14 protein-coding genes are annotated in these 19769 nt (G+C 67.7%); 13 read left to right on the forward strand and 1 reads right to left on the reverse strand.

Annotated elements, in window-relative coordinates; all coding sequences use genetic code 11:
- Nucleotides 1–68 precede the first annotated feature (68 nt).
- The 13 genes from BMX29_RS06875 to BMX29_RS06935 all read left to right on the forward strand — a co-directional run bounded on the left by BMX29_RS06875 (nt 69) and on the right by BMX29_RS06935 (nt 18752).
- Nucleotides 69–1199 (forward strand): ABC transporter permease, encoded by a 1131-nt coding sequence (locus BMX29_RS06875; RefSeq protein ID WP_092811438.1) that lies wholly within the window; start codon nt 69–71, stop codon nt 1197–1199.
- Nucleotides 1196–1990: an ABC transporter ATP-binding protein gene (locus BMX29_RS06880; RefSeq protein WP_092811440.1), complete on the forward strand. Its 795-nt coding sequence runs from the start codon at nt 1196–1198 to the stop codon at nt 1988–1990. The genes BMX29_RS06875 and BMX29_RS06880 overlap by 4 nt, the downstream gene beginning before the upstream one ends.
- Nucleotides 1991–1997: 7 nt before the next feature.
- Entirely contained in the window at nt 1998–4175 is a 2178-nt protein-coding gene (locus BMX29_RS06885) for an MlaD family protein (protein WP_092811442.1), read from the forward strand.
- A gap of 4 nt (nt 4176–4179) precedes the next feature.
- A complete protein-coding gene (locus tag BMX29_RS06890; protein WP_092811444.1) occupies nt 4180–4782 on the forward strand; it encodes an ABC-type transport auxiliary lipoprotein family protein in 603 nt (200 codons plus the stop codon).
- Nucleotides 4783–5204: 422 nt separating this feature from the next.
- Nucleotides 5205–6170, forward strand: a complete 966-nt coding sequence (locus BMX29_RS06895; RefSeq protein ID WP_092811446.1) for a TAXI family TRAP transporter solute-binding subunit — start codon at nt 5205–5207, stop codon at nt 6168–6170.
- A 148-nt stretch (nt 6171–6318) separates the two neighbouring features.
- The gene (locus BMX29_RS06900; protein WP_043842146.1) at nt 6319–9099 is read left to right on the forward strand and encodes a TRAP transporter permease; all 2781 of its coding nucleotides are present in this window, start codon (nt 6319–6321) and stop codon (nt 9097–9099) included.
- 17 nt (nt 9100–9116) lie between these two features.
- Nucleotides 9117–9548, forward strand: a complete 432-nt coding sequence (locus BMX29_RS06905) for a universal stress protein (protein ID WP_043842148.1) — start codon at nt 9117–9119, stop codon at nt 9546–9548.
- Between the two features lie 71 nt (nt 9549–9619).
- Nucleotides 9620–10579 carry a carbon-nitrogen hydrolase family protein gene (locus tag BMX29_RS06910; protein ID WP_092811450.1) on the forward strand — a complete coding sequence of 320 codons (960 nt, stop codon included), beginning with the start codon at nt 9620–9622 and terminating at the stop codon, nt 10577–10579.
- A gap of 61 nt (nt 10580–10640) precedes the next feature.
- Nucleotides 10641–13379, forward strand: coding sequence for an aminotransferase class I/II-fold pyridoxal phosphate-dependent enzyme (locus BMX29_RS06915; RefSeq protein ID WP_092811452.1), 2739 nt, complete (start codon nt 10641–10643; stop codon nt 13377–13379).
- Nucleotides 13380–13399: 20 nt separating this feature from the next.
- Nucleotides 13400–14857: a biotin carboxylase gene (locus BMX29_RS06920; RefSeq protein ID WP_043842153.1), complete on the forward strand. Its 1458-nt coding sequence runs from the start codon at nt 13400–13402 to the stop codon at nt 14855–14857.
- 9 nt (nt 14858–14866) lie between these two features.
- Nucleotides 14867–15844, forward strand: a complete 978-nt coding sequence (locus BMX29_RS06925) for a C45 family autoproteolytic acyltransferase/hydrolase (protein WP_092811454.1) — start codon at nt 14867–14869, stop codon at nt 15842–15844.
- Between the two features lie 307 nt (nt 15845–16151).
- Nucleotides 16152–17477, forward strand: coding sequence for an aspartate aminotransferase family protein (locus BMX29_RS06930; RefSeq protein ID WP_043842156.1), 1326 nt, complete (start codon nt 16152–16154; stop codon nt 17475–17477).
- Between the two features lie 81 nt (nt 17478–17558).
- Nucleotides 17559–18752, forward strand: coding sequence for a GNAT family N-acetyltransferase (locus BMX29_RS06935; RefSeq protein ID WP_092811456.1), 1194 nt, complete (start codon nt 17559–17561; stop codon nt 18750–18752).
- A 10-nt stretch (nt 18753–18762) separates the two neighbouring features.
- On the opposite strand, the gene BMX29_RS06940 is transcribed toward BMX29_RS06935, so the two are convergent.
- Nucleotides 18763–19755 carry a type I glyceraldehyde-3-phosphate dehydrogenase gene (locus BMX29_RS06940; protein ID WP_092811458.1) on the reverse strand — a complete coding sequence of 331 codons (993 nt, stop codon included), beginning with the start codon at nt 19753–19755 and terminating at the stop codon, nt 18763–18765.
- Nucleotides 19756–19769 lie beyond the last annotated feature (14 nt).

Genomic DNA, 19769 nt, shown 5'->3' on the forward strand with positions numbered 1-19769 from the left:
CGCCCTCCCGTCGCCGTTGCACCACGGGGCCTTGCGTTCCGTGCCGCGCTGCGGCTTTCCTGCGCGCGATGCAGAGCCCGCCCCGCCCCACCATCGACGTCACCCATTCCGGGACCCGGACCGAGATTTCGGTTGCGGGCGATCTTGACGTGGCTGCACTGCCGCGGGTCGATCGGGCGCTCGCGGAGGTGCCGGCCGACCGGCCCGCGCGCGCCGATCTTTCCGAGGTCGCGCGGCTCGACACCGCGGGGGCCTTCGCGCTGCTGCGGCTGCGCGCGCGGCTCGAGGCGGCGGGACAGGGGCTGGAGATCGCCGGCGCGGACGCGCGGATGCAGGCGGTGCTGGAGACCGTCGAGCGGTCGATGCCCGAGAAGGTCGACGCGGTACCGGCGCGGCGGTCGCTGAAAGACAGGGTCGAGGGGGTCGGACGTGCGGTGGCCGATGCCGGCCAGATGAGCCTCGAGCTGCTGAACATGTTCGGAATGATCCTCGCGCGGCTCGGCCGGGTGATCGTCCGGCCAGGCGAGCTGCGGGTCACGGCGCTGGTGCACCACGCCGAGGCGGTGGGCTTCCAGGCGGTGCCGATCGTGGCGCTGATGTCGTTCCTGATCGGTATCGTGCTGGCCTTCCAGGGCGCGGTGCAGCTGCGCCAGTTCGGAGCCGAGGTCTTCGTCGTGGACTTGCTGGGCATCTCGATCCTGCGCGAACTCGGCGTGCTGCTGACCTCGATCATCGTGGCGGGGCGCACGGCGTCGTCCTTCACCGCGGCCATCGGCTCGATGAAGATGCGCGAGGAAATCGACGCCATGCGGACGCTCGGCCTCGACCCGGCGGCGATGCTGTTCCTGCCGCGGGTGCTGGCGCTGCTGCTGATGCTGCCGATCCTCGCCCTGATCGCCGATGCCGCCGGCCTGATCGGCGGCGCGATCATGGCGTGGGCGGTCCTCGACATCTCGCCGCCCATGTTCGCGACGCGGCTGGTCGAGGGCACGGACGTCGCGAACCTCATCATCGGCATCGGCAAGGCGCCGGTCTTCGCGCTCATCATCGGGGTGGTGGGCTGCCATGCCGGGATGCGGGTGCGCGGCAACGCCGAAAGCCTCGGACGGCAGACCTCGGCTTCGGTGGTCACGGCGATCTTCGCGGTGATCGTGGCCGACGCGGTGTTCTCGGTGCTGCTGGCGGAGGTGGGCGTATGAGCGGCGCCGGGACCGAAACCCCGGTCATCACCGTCGAGGGGCTGGTCACGCGTTTCGGCCCGCAGGTGGTGCACGACGGCCTCGACCTCGAAGTCCATCGCGGCGAGATCCTCGGTGTCGTCGGCGGGTCGGGCACCGGCAAGTCGGTGCTCTTGCGGACGATCGTCGGCCTCAACCGGCCGGCCGAGGGACGGATCGAGGTCCTGGGCACGCCGGTGCCGGCGCAGACCGAGGCCGACCGCGAGCGGCTCGAGGGCCGCATCGGAGTGATGTTCCAGGACGGGGCGCTGTTCTCGTCTCTGACCGTGCGCGAGAACGTCGAGGTGCCGCTGCGCCGGATCGCGGGGCTCGACCGCGCCCGGCGCGCGGATCTCGCCGATCTCAAGATCTCGATGGCAGGCCTGCCTTGGGACGCGGGGGGAAAGTATCCCTCGGAGTTGTCGGGAGGGATGCGAAAGCGCGCGGGCCTCGCGCGGGCGCTGGCGCTCGATCCCGAGATCGTGTTCCTCGACGAGCCCACCGCGGGCCTCGATCCCATCGGTGCGGCCGCCTTCGACCGGCTGATCCATGGACTCAGCCGGTCCCTCGGTCTAACGGTCTTTCTCGTGACGCACGACCTCGACACGCTGCACGCGGTCTGCGACCGCGTCGCGGTGCTGGCCGAAAAGCGGGTGCTGGTATCGGGGACGATGGCGGACATGGATCGCGTGGATCACCCTTGGGTGCGGGACTACTTCCACGGGCCGCGGGCACGCGCGGCGCGCGCGCAGGCGGGCGGGGACGAAGGATAGGCGGGCCATGGAAACGCGGGCCAATTACGTTCTGATCGGAGCATTCACGCTGGCCGGGATCGCCGCGATCGCGGGCTTCGTGCTGTGGTTCGCCCGTGTCGAGCTGGACCGTCAATTCGCCTATTACGACGTGCGCTTCGAAAGCGTCGCCGGCCTGTCGGAGGCCGCGGACGTGCGCTTTGCCGGGCTGCCGGTGGGGAAGGTGGCCGATATCCGGTTGTCGCCGGATCGCGACGGCACGGTGCTGGTCCGGCTCGAGGTGGACGCCGAGACGCCGGTGCGCACGACCTCCGAGGCGACCGTCGAGAGCCAGGGCGTCACCGGGGTGTCCTACGTGGGCATCAGTGCGGGCGAGCCCGACACGCCGCTGCTGGACGAGGCCGCCGAAGACGACATCCCCGAGATCCCGTCGGGCACGTCGGTTTTCCAGGCCCTGACCCGCGACGCGCCGGAACTGCTGGACGAGACGCTGAACACCGTCCGCTCGATCAACGAGATCCTGTCGCCCGACAACCGCGACCGGGTGACAAACATCCTCGTCAACGTGGAAGCGGCGTCCGAGGACTTCTCGGCGGTGCTCGACAGCTTTTCGACGGTGACCGACCAGATCTCGGGCTTCGCGCGCGAGGTGGACCGCTTCAACACCACTCTCGAAACGCTCTCGGGCGAGTTCGTCACCGTGCTCGACACGGCGAACGGCACGCTTCTGGACGTGGGCGACCTCGCAGTGCAGGGCCAGTCCTTGCTGGCGCGCGGGGAGACGACCCTCGAGTCCGCGACGCGCTCCATCGACAGTGCCAACGGGTTCCTGTCGAACGATCTGCCGTCGCTGACGGTGGAGCTTCAGGCGGCGGTGTCGGACCTGCGGCGCGAAACGCTGGACATCGCGCGGCAGGCGGGCGGCGTGCTCGACACGTTCGACGTGGCCGCGGCGTCGGCCCGTGACCGGTTCGCCGAGGCCGAACCGCTGATCGACGACACGTTGGCGCTGGTCGCCGATCTCGACGTGGCGACCGCGAATATCGATGACGCCGCCACCTATTTCGACGACCTCATGGAGGGCGAGTTCACGGCCGTCATCGTCGAGAGCCGTGCCGCCCTGCGCGACGTCACCGAGGCGGTCGCCACCCTTCAGGCATTGGCCGAGGATGGCCGCGGCTTCATCGACGCGACCGGCGGCACCGTGGCCGCGGCGACCTCCACGCTCGAGAGCGCGGACGCGCTGCTGTCGAACGACCTGCCGGGACTGACGGCCGAGGTGCAGACCACCGTTGCAGCGCTCCGCACCGACCTTGCCCGCCTGACGGAAAGGGCCGAGGCGGTGCTGACCGAGGCCGAAGGCGTCGGCGCCTCGGTCAACGCCAGGCTGGAAGAGGTCGGCCCGGTTCTGGGCGAGGTCGAGGGCCTCGTGGCCGACCTGCGCGCCACCACTCGGGCTGTCGACGGCGTGATGGAGTCGGTGGACACCCTGGTCACGGGTGACGGCGCGGCGCTCGTTGCCGAAGCTCGCACGATGGTGTCGGACGCGGCGCGGACCATCGCGCAAGTGTCCGAGGTGGCCGAGACCGACCTGCCGGTGATCGTCGAGGATGTCCGCGCCACCACCTCCGAGGCGCGCGACGTCATCACCTCGGTGGGCGCCGACCTGCGAGAGGCCACCGGCCGGATCGACGGGTTGTCCGAGGATGCACAAGCCGCGCTTCAAGCGGCGACGACGACGTTCTCCAACGCCAATACGACGCTCGCCGCGGTGAACTCGGCCCTCGCCACCGGGGAGCGCACACTGATCGCGGCAGAGGATGTCTTCGCCAAGGCCGGCCCCGTGCTCGAAGGCGCGGACCGCGTCATCAATGAGGATATCGGCGCCATCACGACGGACCTGCGCGACGCGATCGCGCGGTTGAATGGCGCGGTGGCTCAGGTCTCGGAGGATATCCCCGAGATCAGCGGCGACGTGCGCGACGCCGCCACCGAGGCGGAGGCGCTCTTCCGCGACATCCGCCGGCTTGTACAGGAGACCGGCGCGCCGCTGTCGGACTTTGCCGCCGGGGGCCTGCCGCAATACACCGCGCTCGCGGGCGAGACCCGTGCGCTGATCCGCAATCTCGACAAGCTGACCGAGCAGATCGCACGCGACCCCGCGCGCTTCCTGCTGTCGCCCGACACGCCCACGTTCCGCAGGTGATCCCATGCGCCTTCTCGCGATCCTCTTTCTTCCCCTGGCCCTGAGCGGCTGCTCGGCACTGTCGGCGCTGTCGGACGCGACGACGGTGCTCGATGTCTACGAGCTGCAGGCGCCTGACGCGGTGCCGCAGGGCGGGGCGCGGTCGCTCGACGTCATCGTGGAGCTGCCGACGACCACGGGCGCGCTCGATACCGACCGGGTGATGGTGAAGCCTTCGCAGCTTCAGGCGCAGTATCTCGACGACGCGCGCTGGGGCGAGGAAATGCCGGTGATGATGCAGTCGCTGATGCTGCGCACCCTGCAGGAGACCGAGGCCTTCCGCTATGTCGCCCGCGAGCCGCTGGGCCTCTCGGGCGACGTCGCGATCGTCTCTGACGTCATCGACTTCCATGCCGTCGCCGCGCCCGAGGGCGAGGGCGCCGAGGTGGTGTTGCGCGTTCGCGTGCAGCTCGTGCGGGAAACCGACGTGGCGATCCTGTCCAGCCGCACCTTCGAAGCGCGCGCGCAGGCGCCGGCGACGGACACCCCGACGCTGATGCGCGCCTTCGATTCGGCGTCCGACGCGTTGCTGACCGAGTTCGCCGGCTGGGTTTTGAGCGTCCTCTAGTCGGCGCAATGGCGGGCTTGCGCCGCGCGCGCCGTTCCGGTTTCGCTTGCCGTCCAAGACCGGTCGTGTGCGGCATTTTCCGCGACATGCCAAGGCTTTAACATTTGATCAAGTTGATCTTTCCCCTCAGTAAGCGAGTCGCTCCGAAGGCGAAATCGGTGCGCTAAGGCGCTGATTATGAACCTTGATCCGATTCCGCTTCTTGTTAACGTTCAATCAATGGGGGTTGGAGGACCGTTTGCAGGCCGGCGGGGCTGCACGGTCCGAGACATGCCGTTCCGCAGTGCCGTGCGCCTGCGTCGGAACCGAAACTGTCCCCCCACGTTACCCGCTCGGGGCTTCTCAGCCTCGCATAGCCACGTGTCGCGCTGGGCGGTCTCGTCGGGCGTGACCGGAGAAATCGACAGGGAGACGATCCAGACATGACCCACCTCAAGAGCCTGACCGCCGCTGCTGCGCTGTTCGCCGCGACCGGCGCCTACGCGCAGGACAACTTCATCACCATCGGCACCGGTGGCCAGACGGGTGTCTACTACGTGGTCGGCCAGTCGATCTGCCGCCTGGTGAACCGCGGCACGTCGGATCACGGCCTGCAGTGCACCGCGCCGTCCACAGGCGGTTCGGTTGCCAACATCAACGCGATCAAGGCCGGCGACCAGACCATGGGCGTCGCCCAGTCGGACCAGCAGTACTACGCCTATAACGGCGAGAGCAGCTTCGAAGAGCCGTTCGAGGGCCTGCGCGCGGTATTCTCGGTGCACCCCGAGCCCTTCACCGTCGTGGCCCGTGCCGATGCCGGTATCGAGACCTTCGACGATCTCGCCGGCAAGCGCGTCAACATCGGCAACCCCGGCTCGGGCCAGCGCGCCACCATGGACGTGGTGATGGAAGCCGCCGGCATGACGGCCGACGATTTCTCGCTCGCCTCGGAGCTTCAGGCGACCGAGCAGGCGCAGGCGCTCTGCGACAACAACATCGACGCCTTCGTCTACCAGGTCGGACACCCGAACGGCTCGATCCAGGAAGCGTTCTCGAGCTGCGACGCGGTCTTCGTGGACGTGACCGGCGACTACATCGACAGCCTGATCTCGGACAACCCGTTCTACGCCGAGGCGACCATTCCCGCGTCGCTCTACGAGGGCATCGAGGAAGACACCACGACCTTCGGTGTGCGCGCGACCTTCGTGACCGCCGAGAGCGTGCCGGAAGACACCGTCTACACCGTCGTCCAGGCCGTGTTCGACAACTTCGACCGCTTCAAGCGCCTGCACCCCGCCTTCGGCAATCTCGACCAGGAAGAGATGATCCAGGCCGGTCTCTCCGCACCGCTGCACCCGGGCGCCGAGAAGTACTACCAGGAGCAGGGCTGGATGGACGGCGGCTCCTGATCGCCGTTGCCTGACGGTCGCTGACCGGACCTTGTGACACGGGCGGCTCCGCGCAATGCGCGCGGGTCCGCCCTCCCCAAAAATGCCGGGCCCGACGGCCCCGAGACCGGACAGCAAAGTCCCGGCTCACAGGACAGGGAATGGACAGATGAGCGACGACAAGGACCAGTTCCAGGCTGCGGCTGTCGAGAACGAGGCCTCCGGAAAGGCGGGCCTCAGCCAGGAGGAGCTGGACGAACTCGTCGCGTCCACCGACGCGGGCGGCCGATCGCCCAGCGGTCCGGTCGGCCTGTTCATCACCGCGGTCGCCCTCATGTGGTCGCTGTTCCAGCTCTGGATCGCGTCGCCACTGCCGTTCATGATCGGCGTGGGCGTGTTCAACAACACCGAGGCACGGGCCTTCCACCTGGCCTTTGCCATATTCCTCGGATTCATGGCCTTCCCGGCTGCGCGCACACCGTTCCAGCTGGGTCTCGGCGTCGTCGTGCCGGCGCTGCTGACGGCGCTGTTCTGGATCGGCTCCGGCGGGTCCGCCTGGTGGGTCCTGCTGATCGGGGCGTTGGTGATCGCGGGCGTCGTGCTGGGTTCGCCCAAGGACCGTGTCGCGCCCTGGGAATGGGCGATGGCGATCTGCGGGGCAGGGGCCTCGCTCTACATCTATTTCAACTACGATGGCATCTCGAGCCGGGTCGGCGCGCCGATCACGCAGGATATCGTCGTGGGCGTGGTGGGTATCCTGCTGCTGCTCGAGGCCACGCGCCGCTCGCTCGGGCCCGCGCTGATGATCGTGGCGACGGTGTTCCTCGCCTACACGTTCCTCGGCCCCTACATGCCGCAGCTCATCGCGCACTCGTCCAAGTCGCTGGGCGTGGTGATGAACCACCAGTGGATCACGACGCAGGGCGTCTTCGGCATCGCGCTGGGCGTCTCGACTTCGTTCGTGTTCCTCTTCGTGCTGTTCGGCTCGCTGCTCGATAAGGCCGGCGCCGGCAACTACTTCATCCAGGTCGCATTCAGCCTGATGGGCCACCTCAAGGGCGGCCCGGCGAAGGCCGCGGTGGTCTCCTCGGCGATGACCGGCCTGATCTCGGGCTCGTCGATCGCCAACGTGGTGACCACGGGCACCTTCACCATCCCGCTGATGAAGAAGGTGGGCTTCAAGTCCGAGAAGGCCGGCGCCGTCGAGGTGGCCTCGTCCGTGAACGGCCAGATCATGCCCCCGGTGATGGGCGCCGCGGCGTTCCTCATGGTCGAGTACGTGGGCATTCCCTACTTCGACGTGGTCAAGCACGCCTTCCTGCCGGCGGTGATCTCCTACATCGCGCTGGTCTACATCGTGCATCTCGAGGCGCTGAAGCAGGGGATGCAGGGCCTGCCGCGCGCCTACACGCCCAAGCCCATCGTGCAGCGCCTGATCGGCACCGCCTTCATCATCGCGGCGATCTGCGCGCTGAGCTTCATCGTCTACTACGGCATGGGCTGGATCCGCGCCGCGTTCCCCGACACCGCGGGCTGGATCCTCTTCGTGCTGCTGACGGCGGTCTACGTGGGCCTCGTCTACATCGCCTCGAAAGAGACCATCCCCGAGCTCGAGACCGAGAGCAGCGGCCAGCAGACCCTGCCTTTGCCCGGACCGACCGTGCGCTCGGGCCTGCACTTCATCCTGCCGGTGGTCGTCCTTGTATGGGCCCTGATGGTGGACCGGCTCAGCCCCGGCCTCTCGGCCTTCTACGCCGCGACCTACATGATCTTCATCCTGCTCACCCAGCGTCCGCTTCTGGCGATGTTCCGGGGGCAGGGGCAGTTCGGGCGTGCGTTCCGCAACGGGTGCTTCGACCTGCTCGACGGTCTGGTGACCGGCGCGCGCAACATGATCGGCATCGGCATCGCCACGGCGACCGCGGGCATCATCGTGGGCGCGGTCAGCCAGACCGGCGTCGGCTCTGCTCTGGCGGACGTGGTGGAGGTCCTTTCGGGCGGCAACATCCTCGCGATCCTGTTCTTGACGGCGATCCTGTCGCTGATCCTCGGGATGGGCCTGCCGACCACGGCCAACTACATCGTGGTTTCGGCCCTTCTGGCCCCTGTGATCGTGACACTGGGCCAGCAGAACGGACTGATCGTGCCGCTGATCGCGGTGCACCTCTTCGTGTTCTACTTCGGCATCATGGCGGACGTGACACCGCCCGTGGGCCTTGCCTCGTTCGCCGCCGCGGCGGTGTCGGGCGGCGACCCGATCAAGACCGGTGCGGTCGCGTTCTTCTACTCCCTCCGCACGGCGGCACTGCCGTTCCTGTTCATCTTCAACACGCAGCTGTTGCTGATCGACGTGACGTGGATACAGGGAATATTCGTCTTCATAATCGCGACCATCGCCATGCTGCTTTTCGCGGCAGCGACGCAGGGCTGGTTCTTCGCGAAGAACCGCATCTGGGAGGGTGTTGCGCTCATGCTGATCGCGTTCACCCTGTTCCGGCCGGGCTTCTGGATGGACATGGTCTATCCGCCCTACGATCCGGTGCCGCCAACGCAGATCGAGCAGGCGGCCGAGGGCACGCCGGTGGGTGAACCGCTCCGGTTGCGGATCTCGGGCGTGAACGAGATCGGCGAGCCGCTCGAGTTCACCGCGCTTCTGAACATGCCCGAGGGCGAGACCGGGGCCGAGCGTCTCGAGAACGCGGGCCTGATGTTCCGCGAGGACGGCGACAGCATGATCATCGACGACGTGGCCTTCGACAGCCCTGCGCAGGACGCCGGTCTCGACTGGGACCAGGAGGTGCTGCGGGTGCTTCAACCGCAATGGCAGCCGTCGAAGTATCTCATGTTCATCCCGGCCTTCCTGCTGCTCGCGCTGGTGATCTGGGCTCAGCGCGGCCGGGGCGAGCGGGACGAGGCAGAGCGGCGCAAGAAGCGCGCGGCGACGGCGTAAGCGGGAGGATCGGAGCCATGTTCAAGTCCATCCTCGTCGCCATCGACCTCAACGATCCGATGTCCTGGGAGCAGGGCCTGCCGCAGGCGGCCGAGCTCGCCAAGGCATCGGGAGGCGCACTCCATCTGATGACCGTTGTGCCCGATATGGGCATGCCGCTGGTGGAGGAGTTCTTCCCCGCCCACTACGAGGAGCAGGCGCTGACCGCCGCGAAGGAGAGGCTCGACCAACTGGCGCGCGACTCGCTTCCGGCCGATACGCCGCATACCCAGCATGTCGCGCTGGGCCAGATCACACAGCGAATCGTCGAAACGGCCGAACAGACCGGCGCGGACCTCATCGTGATGGCCAGCCATGACCCGGATCTTGCACAGAACTTCCTCATCGGGGGGCACGCCGGGAAGGTCGTGCGCAGATCCCCGGTTTCAGTCCTCGTCGTGAGAGCGTAAAGGATGCCGGACGCACACGTCCCCGCCGGGCGGCTCCGCCCGCAGGACGACGCATCAGGAGATCTCTTTACATGACCCCGTTCGCCATCGCTGGCATCCAGCAATACGTGAACCCGTTGCAATCGAACGTCGACGGCATGATCCATCGCCTCGACGTGTGCCTCGCGCGCTTTCCGTGGACCCAGATGGTCCTGTTTTCCGAGCTGGCGCCGTTCGGTCCGCTGAACAAGTACGCTCTGCCGTCCGAGAACGAGGCGCTCGACAAGTTCCGCGAGGCCGCGCGCCGCAACCGCGTGTGGCTCGTGCCGGGTTCGATGTTCATCAAGGACGAAGACGGCGCGATCCGGAACACCGCGTTCGTGATCGACCCGGACGGCGAGATCGTCGCGTCCTATTCCAAGATGTTCCCGTTCCGGCCCTACGAGCAGGGCATCACCGCGGGCACCGACTTCTGTGTCTTCGACGTGCCCGAGGTCGGCCGCTTCGGCCTGTCGATCTGCTACGACATCTGGTTCCCCGAAACCACGCGGCAGCTGACCTCGATGGGCGCCGAGGTGCTGCTGCACCCGGTTCTCACGGGCACCACGGACCGTGATGCCGAGCTGGCCATCGCGCGGGCGACCGCTGCGCAGTTCCAGTGCTACGTGATCGACGTGAACGGTCTTGGTGCCGGCGGCGTCGGCAAGTCCTGCGTGGTCGACCCGTCGTCCATGGTGCTGCATCAGTCCGCCGGGCAGGAGGACATGTTCCCGATCGAGGTCGACTTCGACGTGGTGCGCCGCCAGCGCGAGACCGGTCTCAAGGGTCTCGGTCAGGTGCTCAAGTCGTTCCGCGACCGCGGCAACGATTTCCCGGTCTACGACCGGACCTCCGGCACCGATGCCTTCCTGCACACGCTCGGGCCGCTCGAGATGCCCAAGCAGGGCACAACGCGCGGTCTGCGCGTCGACGTGGAGACCGAAGCCGAGGCGCCGCAGCCGGAAGGCGTCTATGCCGCCCAGCATGCCGAGGGCATGACGGGCACAAGATAAGGGCGCGGACGGACTCCCAACCGTTCGATCCACCGCCCATGACAGACGGGAGGAGGACGCGATGGAGTCCGTCAACGACTACTATTCCGCCATCCAGCTGCGGTCCGACCGCTGGTCGGCGCTGCGCGAGGCCACCGAGGCGCTGACCCTCGGTGGCTCCGAGCGCCAGATGCTCAAGCTGCGCGAACGGGTGCAGGCGCTGCTCGACAGCCTGTCGGTGATCGAGCCCTACTGGGCCTTTCCCGGCATGGCCGCCTTCGAGCACATGCGCCGCCAGTTCGAGCACGGCAGCTACGACGACCTGTCCTACACAACGCATCGGATCCTTCGGGCGCTGACCACCGGCGCCTACCGCCGGCGGCACATCCCGCTGGATCGCGATTCCCTCGAACCGGACGAGAACGACGACGAGGCGATGCTGTCGCCCGAGGCGCGGGCGCTGACCAAGCCCTATTTCGAGGTGATGATCGTCGATCAGGTGAACGAGCAGCAGGAACGCTGGCTCAAGCACAACATGGAGCGGATGCGCCGCCCCGAGGACCCGTTCCTCTACGAGAGCGTCGTGGTTTCGAGCCTCGAGGACGCGCTGATGGGCGTGCTCTTCAACCATAACATCCAGGCCATCGTCGTGCGGCCCGGCCTGACGTTGCGGTCCAAGTTCAACATGCCGCTCCTGAAACGCTACCTCGCCGGGGCGGGCGGGCAGGACGACCTGAAAGGGATCGACCCGCACAACTACGGCCCCGAACTGTGCCGGCTTGTGGCCGAGGTGCGCCCCGAACTCGACGCCTACCTGGTGACGGACCGCTCGGTCGAGGACATCGCGGGTCTCGACCTCGGCATCTGCCGGCGCGTCTTCTACAATCAGGAAGACTTCATGGAGTTGCACCTGAACATCCTTCGGGGTGTCCAGTCGCGCTACAAGACCCCGTTCTTCACGGCGCTGACCGAGTATTCCAAGCAGCCCACCGGTGTCTTCCACGCCATGCCGATCAGCCGTGGCAAGTCGATCACGCGGTCGCACTGGATCCAGGACATGGGCGCGTTCTACGGGCCCAACATTTTCCTGGCCGAGACTTCGGCCACCTCGGGCGGACTCGACTCGCTTCTGGAGCCGCACGGCCCGATCAAGCAGGCGCAGGAGCTGGCGGCCCGGGCCTTCGGGTCCAAGCAGACGTTCTTCGCGACCAACGGCACCTCGACCTGCAACAAGATCGTGGTGCAGGCGCTGATCCGGCCGGGCGACATCGTTCTGGTCGATCGCGACTGCCACAAGTCGCACCACTACGGCATGGTTCTGGCCGGCGCGCAGGTCAGTTACCTCGACAGCTACCCGCTCGACGAGTTCTCGATGTACGGCGCGGTGCCGATCAAGGAGATCAAGCACCGGCTGCTGGAGCTGAAAGCCGCCGGCAAGCTCGACCGGGTGCGGATGCTGCTGCTGACGAACTGCACCTTCGACGGCATCGTCTACAACGTCGAGCGCATCATGGAAGAGTGCCTGGCGATCAAGCCCGATCTGATCTTCCTCTGGGACGAGGCATGGTTCGCCTTCGCCCGCTTCAACCCGACCTACCGGCACCGCACGGCGATGAACGCGGCGAACACGCTGCGGGTTCGCCTGCGGTCCGACGAGCACGCGGCAGCCTACGAACGCCAGCAGGCCGAGCTGAAGGACGCGGACGACGAGACCTTGCTGAACACGCGGCTGATCCCGCCGCCGACTGCGCGGGTGCGGACCTACGCCACCCAGTCGACACACAAGACCCTGACCGCCCTGCGGCAGGGCTCGATGATCCACGTCAACGATCAGGACTTCAAAGGCGAGGTCGAGCAGAGCTTTCACGAAGCCTACATGACCCACACCTCGACGAGCCCGAACTACCAGATCATCGCCTCGCTCGATGTGGGCCGGCGACAGGTCGAACTGGAGGGCTTCGAGTTCGTCCAGCGCCAGGTGGAGGCCGCGATGGCGATGCGCCGCGCCATCGGCACCCATCCTCTGCTGCAGAAGTACTTCAAGGTCCTGACGGCGGGAGACATGATCCCCTCGGAATATCGCGAGAGCGGGGTGTCGGCCTATTACTCGACGGACCAGGGCTGGACCGAGATCTGGGACGCGTGGGAACGCGACGAATTCGTGCTGGATGCCACCCGCGTGACCCTCGCGGTCGGCGGCACCGGCTGGGACGGCGACACCTTCAAGACCGATATCCTGATGGATCGCTATGGCATCCAGATCAACAAGACCTCGCGCAATACCGTGCTGTTCATGACCAATATCGGCACGACGCGCAGCTCGGTCGCCTACCTGATCGAGGTCCTGGTCGAGATCGCCAAGGAGCTCGACGACCTGATCGACGATGCCAGCCGGATGGAGAAGCTGTCCTTCGAGCGCCGGGTGAAAGGTCTGATGGAGGACCTGCCGCCGCTGCCGGACTTCTCGCGCTTCCATGACGCCTTCCGCGCCGACAACGGCACGCCCGAGGGCGACATCCGGTCTGCCTTCTTCCTCGCCTACGGGGAAGAGAACTGCGACTACCTTGAACTGAACGGCAGCTTGAAGGCTGCTATGGAACGCGGCGAGGAAATCGTCTCGGCGTCGTTCATCATCCCCTATCCGCCGGGCTTTCCGATCCTCGTGCCGGGTCAGGTGATCTCCAACGAGATCCTCGACTTCATGCGCGCGCTGGATGTCAACGAAATCCACGGATACCGGCCCGACCTGGGCCTGCGCGTCTTCACCCAGGAGGCGCTCGACAAGCACGCGGGGACGGGACTGTCCCACGCGGCGGAATAATGCAGGGAGAGTGAAAACGCATGGCCAAGGCGCTCAGGAACATCTCGGAGATCCGGCGGTTCTTCCACCGCAACGAAGAGCCGATCTACTTCGTGTCGGCGACCAACTTCAACCTGCTCGGACTCGACGAGTGGGCCAAGAACTTCAAGTATATCTGCTACATAGACTGCTATGACGGGCGACACCCGAACGTGTTCTGCCCTTCCGAGCAGCCCCATGCCGAGTTCCAGTCGATCGAGGACATCAACAACTACCTCCTGCAGCACAAGGAGGTGGTCGACTACGTCAAGCGTCGCGGTGGCAAGCCCCGCTTCGTCTTCCTGATGTTCGATGAGGAGACCGAGCGGCTCGCCAAGGAGCTGGGCGGCGAGGTGTGGTTCCCCAAGGCCAGCCTGCGCCAGAGCATGGACAACAAGATCGAGACCGTCCGCATCGGCAACAAGGCCGGCGTGCCCTCCGTGCCCAACGCCCTCGCGGAGGTGAAGGACTACGCCGATCTGAAGAAAACCTGCGAGAAGCATGACCTCGGCAACGATCTGGTCCTGCAATCGGCCTTCGGCGACAGCGGTCACACCACCTTCTTCATCAAGTCCGAAGCCGACTTCCGCCGCCACGAGCACGAGATCGTCGGCGAGGGCGAGATCAAGATCATGAAGCGCATCGACTGCCGCGGTTCGGCGATCGAGGCCTGCGCCACCAAGGAAGGCACCATCGTCGGCCCGCTGATGACCGAGCTCGTCGGCTTCAAGGATCTCACGCCCTATCGCGGCGGCTGGTGCGGCAACGAGATCCTCTCGACCGCCTTCCCGCCAAAGGTCCGCGAGAAGGCCCGCGACCTGACCTTCAAGTTCGGCGAGCAGCTCCGCAAGGAGGGCTATCGCGGCTACTTCGAGCTCGACTTCCTGATCGACAAGAAGACCGGTGAGCTCTGGCTGGGCGAGCTGAACCCGCGCATCACCGGCGCCTCGTCCATGACCAACCACGCGGCCTTCGCCCATGCCGACGCGCCGCTCTTCCTGTTCCACCTGCTGGAGTTCTCGAAGAAGAAGTTCGATCTAGACGTGGACGAGCTGAATGCGCGCTGGGCCGATTCCGACAACATCGACTCCTGGAGTCAAATGGTCATCAAGCACACCGACGACACGGTGGATATCTGCACAGCCGCGCCCGAGACCGGCATCTACAAGATGCTCGAGGACGGCCGCGTGGTCTTCGACCGCTTCGACTATCACCGCCGCGCGGTGGAATCGGAGAACGAGGCCTTCTTCCTGCGCATCATCCGGCCCGGCGACTACCGCTACGAGGGCGCGGATCTCGGCATCCTCGTCACCCGCGGGCGCTCGATGACCAAGAGCTTCCAGCTCAACGAGCGCGCCAAAAAGTGGATCCACGGCATCAAGACGCAGGTGTCGGGCAAGGCCCTGCCGGTGGCGCAGGCGGGCCCCGCGCTGGCGGACCCGGCCTTCAAGATCCTCTAAGCCGGCCCGATGCCCCTCTGGCGCGCAATCTCCGAGGACGAGCCCGGCCCGAAATGGGCCGGGCTGTTCCACGAATACTGGCCCGACTATCGCCGGTGGTGGTTGCGCGAGGGCGATGCCGCGCGCCCGAGCTACCTCGACAGCCGCCGTGCGCTGGCGACCCACATGCCCGAGATCGTGCCGATCTACGACCACCTGTGCGAACTCGCGGGCGGCGGCGACCAGGCGGCGCGCTTTCTGTCGTTCCACATCCCGCCGCCCTACCTCTCGGGGTGCTCGCAGGCGATCTGGCCGGGGCGCGAGCCGGTCATGGTGCGCAACTACGACTATGCTCCGAACGCGTTCGACAGCCTGATCCTGCGCACGCGGTGGCAGGGCCGGACGGTCATGGGCGTCTCGGACGGGCTCTGGGGGCTGGTCGACGGGGTGAACGATGCGGGGCTCGCCGTGTCGCTGACCTTCGGCGGTCGGCGTATCGTGGGCGAGGGCTTCGGCGTGCCGATCATCCTGCGCTACGTGCTGCAGACCTGCACGACCGCCGAGGAAGCCGGCGCCGCGCTCGCCCGCATCCCCACGCACATGAGCTACAACGTCACCGCGCTCGACCGGAAGCGGCGCTATCTCACGGCGATGCTGTCTCCGGACCGGCCGACCATCGTGACCCATGCGGCGGTGGCGACCAACCACCAGGAAAACGTCGAGTGGGTCAGCCATGCGCGCTTCACCGCCACGGTCGAGCGCGAGCGCTTTCTGCTCCAGCGCCTGACCCTGCACCGCGACCCGGAAGAGAAGTTCATCGGCGCATTCCTCAAGCCGCCGCTCTACTCCACCGCCTTCGCCTACGGCTTCGGCACGCTCTACACCGCGGTCTACCGGCCACGGAAAGGGCAGATGGAGGTGCGCTGGCCCGGCACCACCTGGACCCAGAGCCTGTCTGATTTTGCCGAGGGCGTCCGGCACGTAGAGGTGCCCGGCGTCGCGGTCTGAGCCGCCGCTCCGGGTCCTGTCGATTACAGACTGACTGGATCTGAACGCTGGCGTGCCTCTGCTGTGTCCTATCAACCCATCGCCGTCCGCTCGATACCAGTCCGCTCCCGGACCGCACCTTTCGACTGCCTGCGGCCGCGCGGGCGCAGAGTCCCCGCCCGGCACGCCGCTCGCGCAGCGCACCGCGCCCGGTCTTCTCGTCGCCGGAAATGGACCGTGGGTGGGACGCGCGCCACCCGGCGCCGTCTTTTCCGCTCCGGCCGCTTCGTCTACCCTGCGTCCGAGCATCACGAAGGCCCATGCCCCCATGTCCCACATCTTTCCCCGCCACACCGCCAAGCAGCCGCCCGTCGCCGTGGGCGGCGAGGGGTGCTACCTGATCGATGCCTCCGGCAAGCGCTATCTCGACGCGTCGGGAGGGGCAGCGGTGTCGTGCCTCGGCCACGGGGACCGCACGGTGATCGACGCGGTGAAGGGACAGCTCGACCGGCTCGCCTTCGCGCATACCGGATTCTTCACGTCGGAGCCGGCCGAGGCGCTCGCGGACCTGCTGGTGGAAAACGCGCCCGAGGGGATCGACCGGGTCTACCTCGTCTCGGGCGGATCCGAGGCGACCGAGGCCGCGATCAAGCTGGCGCGTCAGTATTTCGTGGAAAAGGGCGAGCCGCAGCGGGGCCGGCTGATCGCGCGGAAGCAGAGCTACCACGGCAACACCATCGGCGCGCTCTCGGCGGGCGGCAATGAATGGCGCCGCAAGCAGTTCGGCCCGCTCCTGCTGGACGTGAGCCATATCGACCCGTGCTACGAATATCGCCTACGCGCCGAGGGCGAGGAGGCCGAGGCCTATGGCCGCCGCGCCGCAGATGCGCTCGAGGAGGAACTGCTGCGTGTCGGGCCCGAGACCGTCATGGCCTTCATGGCCGAGCCGGTGGTCGGGGCGACCGCGGGCGCGGTGCCGCCTGCGCCGGGCTACTTCCGGCGCATCCGAGAGATTTGCGACCGCTACGGCATCCTTCTGATCCTCGACGAGGTCATGTGCGGGATGGGCCGCACCGGCACGCTCTTCGCCTGCGAGCAGGACGGTGTCCGGCCGGACATCCTCTGCGTCGCCAAGGGGCTCGGCGCGGGCTACCAGCCGATCGGCGCGATGCTGTGCTCGGGGGCGATCTACGATGCGATCGCCAACGGCTCGGGCTTCTTCCAGCACGGCCACACCTATATCGGCCATCCGACCGCGGCCGCGGCGGGGCACGCGGTGGTCTCCTCGATCCTGGAGCGCGGCCTCGTCGAGCGCTGCGCGCGGCAGGGAGAGGCCTTGCGCGCCGCGCTCGACGCCCGCTTCGGCCAGCACGCCAACGTGGGCGACATCCGGGGCAGAGGCCTTTTCCTCGGGCTGGAACTGGTGTCGGACCGTGCCACCAAGGCGCCGTTCGATCCCTCGCGCGGCATCGCGGGGCGGATCAAGGCGGCGGCGTTCGAGGCGGGACTCATCTGCTATCCGATGTCGGGCACCATCGACGGGCGTCTCGGCGACCACGTTCTGCTGGCCCCGCCCTTCATCATCGAGGACGCGCAGATCGAGGAACTGGCCGAGAAGCTCGACGGCGCCATCGCCACCGCGCTTGCGGCATGATCGGCACATTTCCCTAAAATTGCCCGATTTTTCGGGGAGACCGGGCCCAGACCGCCCCGACCTCCTCGCACGAGCCGCTTCATGTTCGACGATTTCCCGCCCCGGCAGGACGCCGCCCCGCACCCGTCCGAACCGCTTCGTCCGGCTCCGGTGGCGGTCACCGTCGAGGTGGTCGAAAGCTACGAGGGTTTCCGTCGCCTGCGCCCGGCGTGGTCCGCGTTGCAGGAGCGCGATCCGGAGATGACGGTCTTCCTCAGCTGGGCGTGGCTGGACGGGGCGTTTCGCGACAATCCCGGCCGCTGGCGAATCTTTGTCGTCCGCGCCCGCGGCGAGGGCGGCCGCGCCCTGGCGATCCTGCCGCTCGCAGCCCTGGGACGGTGGAACGCCGCCGAGGCTCGGCTCGAGACCGTCCTGACCTCGGCCGGCCGGCTCATTCGCAGCGATTACGGCGGCCTCCTGCTCGACCCCGAGGCCGACGGGGTGGTCTTCGCAGCGCTCGCCCGGGCCATCGCCGCGCGGCCCTGGGCCGAGCTGGTCCTGCACGCCGAGGTCGCGCCCTACCGCGCACGGCGGTTGCTCGGCGCGTTCCCGTCAGATCGATTCTCGATGCAGGAGACCGGCGGCGTCGCGGCGCAGCGCCCGACCATCGCGCTGCCCGACAGCTTCGAGACATGGCTTCAGACCGCCGCCAAGCCGTCGCTCGCCCGACGCATCCGCCATTTCACCCGCCGACAGCTCGACGCTGGTTGCTGGCGGGTCGAGGTGACGACACCTGCGACGTTCGAGCGTGACGCTTCGCTCGTGGCGGGGCTGGAGGGCGCACCTGCCGATACCCGGACGGTTCTGGCCAACGCCCGGAAGGCCGACGCGCTGCTTCTGGTGGTGGTGTGGGAGGGCGACCGGCCGCTTGGCGCGCTGGCGCATGTCCTCGATCACGAGATGGACCGGGTGCACGCCATCGTCGGCGGGGCGCTCGATCCCGACACCGGTTCCTCCGTGGGGATCCTGCTGCACGCCGAGGCAATCCGCTGGGCGATCGCGCACGGCTTCGCGGCCTACGATTTCGGGCGCGGGGCCAGCGGCTATCGGCAGGCCTTCGGCGCGCGGGACCGGACCGCGCCGGACCTTGCGCTGCGGCGTGCCGATCCGGCGCAGGCAGGTTTCGACCGGACGTGCCTGGGCGATGGGCTGCGCACGGTGTCGGCACTCCTGCACGCCGGCGATGTGAGCGGCGCGCAGGCGGCGGCGGACCAGCTCGCGGCGCTCGTGCGCTAGGGCAGGCGGATCAGCCGCGCGGCGCCGCCATCCGTCGCGCCATGTCGATCATCCGCGCCGAGAAGCCCCATTCGTTGTCGTACCAGCCGAAGACGCGCAGCTGGCGCGGCCCCTGCGCGATGGTCTCGGGCAGGGCCAGTACGAGGCTTTCGGTCCGCGCGCGCATGTCGGTCGAGACCACGGGATCGTCCGTGCAGCCGATGATGCCGTCGCTCTCCGCGGCGATGCCGCGCAGCCATTCAGCGGGGTCGTCGGGCGCGGTCTCCTCGAAGGTCAGCACCGCGTCCACGGCCGACACCGACACCGTGGGCACCCGGACCGCCGCGCCGCTGATCCGGTCGGCGAGACCGGGCAGGACGTCGCCCACCAGCCGCGTGGCACTTGTCGTCGTGGGCACCATCGACACCGCCGCCGCCCGGCTGCGCGCGAACGGTCCGCGCGGGGCGTCCACCGTCGGTTGGCTGCCGGTGTAGCAGTGGATGGTCGTCATGTGTCCGTGGGCGATGGGGCGGGCTGTGTGGATCGCACGGAGGAGCGGCGCCAGCGCATTGGTCGTGCACGATGCGTTCGACACGATCCGCGCCGCGCCAAGCCGATCCTCGTTCGCGCCGAGAACGATGGTCTCCTCGGCCTCGTCGCAGGGGCCCGAAATCAGCACGTTGCGCGCGCCGGCCTCCAGTCCCCGCGCCGCCTGCGCGCGGGTCTTCACGGTGCCGGTGCAGTCCATCACCACGTCGACATCGGACAGGGGTAGGGCGCCGAGGTCGCGCTCGGCGTGGAAGGGCAGGGTGCGCCCGCCCGCGTGCAGGGCGCCATCGGTGAAGGTCACCGCGCCGGGATAGGGGCCGTAAACGCTGTCGTAACGAAAAAGGTAGGCACCGGTGTCGCGCGGGGCGATGTCGTTGAGCAGCGCGACCTCGACATCGGCGCAGTCGGGGCGAGTCAGGATCTGCCGCAGGACCGTCCGTCCGATCCGCCCGAACCCGTTGATCGCGATGCGCATGTCATCCTCTCCGC

This window comes from Roseivivax marinus, from assembly GCF_900109705.1.
GTDB classification, from domain to species: domain Bacteria; phylum Pseudomonadota; class Alphaproteobacteria; order Rhodobacterales; family Rhodobacteraceae; genus Roseivivax; species Roseivivax marinus.

Coding starts and splice junctions, on each gene's coding strand:
- BMX29_RS06875 (WP_092811438.1), top strand. CDS start 69: ATGCAGAGCCCGCCCCGCCCCACCATCGACGTCACCCATTCCGGGACC.
- BMX29_RS06880 (WP_092811440.1), top strand. CDS start 1,196: ATGAGCGGCGCCGGGACCGAAACCCCGGTCATCACCGTCGAGGGGCTG.
- BMX29_RS06885 (WP_092811442.1), top strand. CDS start 1,998: ATGGAAACGCGGGCCAATTACGTTCTGATCGGAGCATTCACGCTGGCC.
- BMX29_RS06890 (WP_092811444.1), top strand. CDS start 4,180: ATGCGCCTTCTCGCGATCCTCTTTCTTCCCCTGGCCCTGAGCGGCTGC.
- BMX29_RS06895 (WP_092811446.1), top strand. CDS start 5,205: ATGACCCACCTCAAGAGCCTGACCGCCGCTGCTGCGCTGTTCGCCGCG.
- BMX29_RS06900 (WP_043842146.1), top strand. CDS start 6,319: ATGAGCGACGACAAGGACCAGTTCCAGGCTGCGGCTGTCGAGAACGAG.
- BMX29_RS06905 (WP_043842148.1), top strand. CDS start 9,117: ATGTTCAAGTCCATCCTCGTCGCCATCGACCTCAACGATCCGATGTCC.
- BMX29_RS06910 (WP_092811450.1), top strand. CDS start 9,620: ATGACCCCGTTCGCCATCGCTGGCATCCAGCAATACGTGAACCCGTTG.
- BMX29_RS06915 (WP_092811452.1), top strand. CDS start 10,641: ATGGAGTCCGTCAACGACTACTATTCCGCCATCCAGCTGCGGTCCGAC.
- BMX29_RS06920 (WP_043842153.1), top strand. CDS start 13,400: ATGGCCAAGGCGCTCAGGAACATCTCGGAGATCCGGCGGTTCTTCCAC.
- BMX29_RS06925 (WP_092811454.1), top strand. CDS start 14,867: ATGCCCCTCTGGCGCGCAATCTCCGAGGACGAGCCCGGCCCGAAATGG.
- BMX29_RS06930 (WP_043842156.1), top strand. CDS start 16,152: ATGTCCCACATCTTTCCCCGCCACACCGCCAAGCAGCCGCCCGTCGCC.
- BMX29_RS06935 (WP_092811456.1), top strand. CDS start 17,559: ATGTTCGACGATTTCCCGCCCCGGCAGGACGCCGCCCCGCACCCGTCC.
- BMX29_RS06940 (WP_092811458.1), bottom strand. CDS start 19,755: ATGCGCATCGCGATCAACGGGTTCGGGCGGATCGGACGGACGGTCCTG.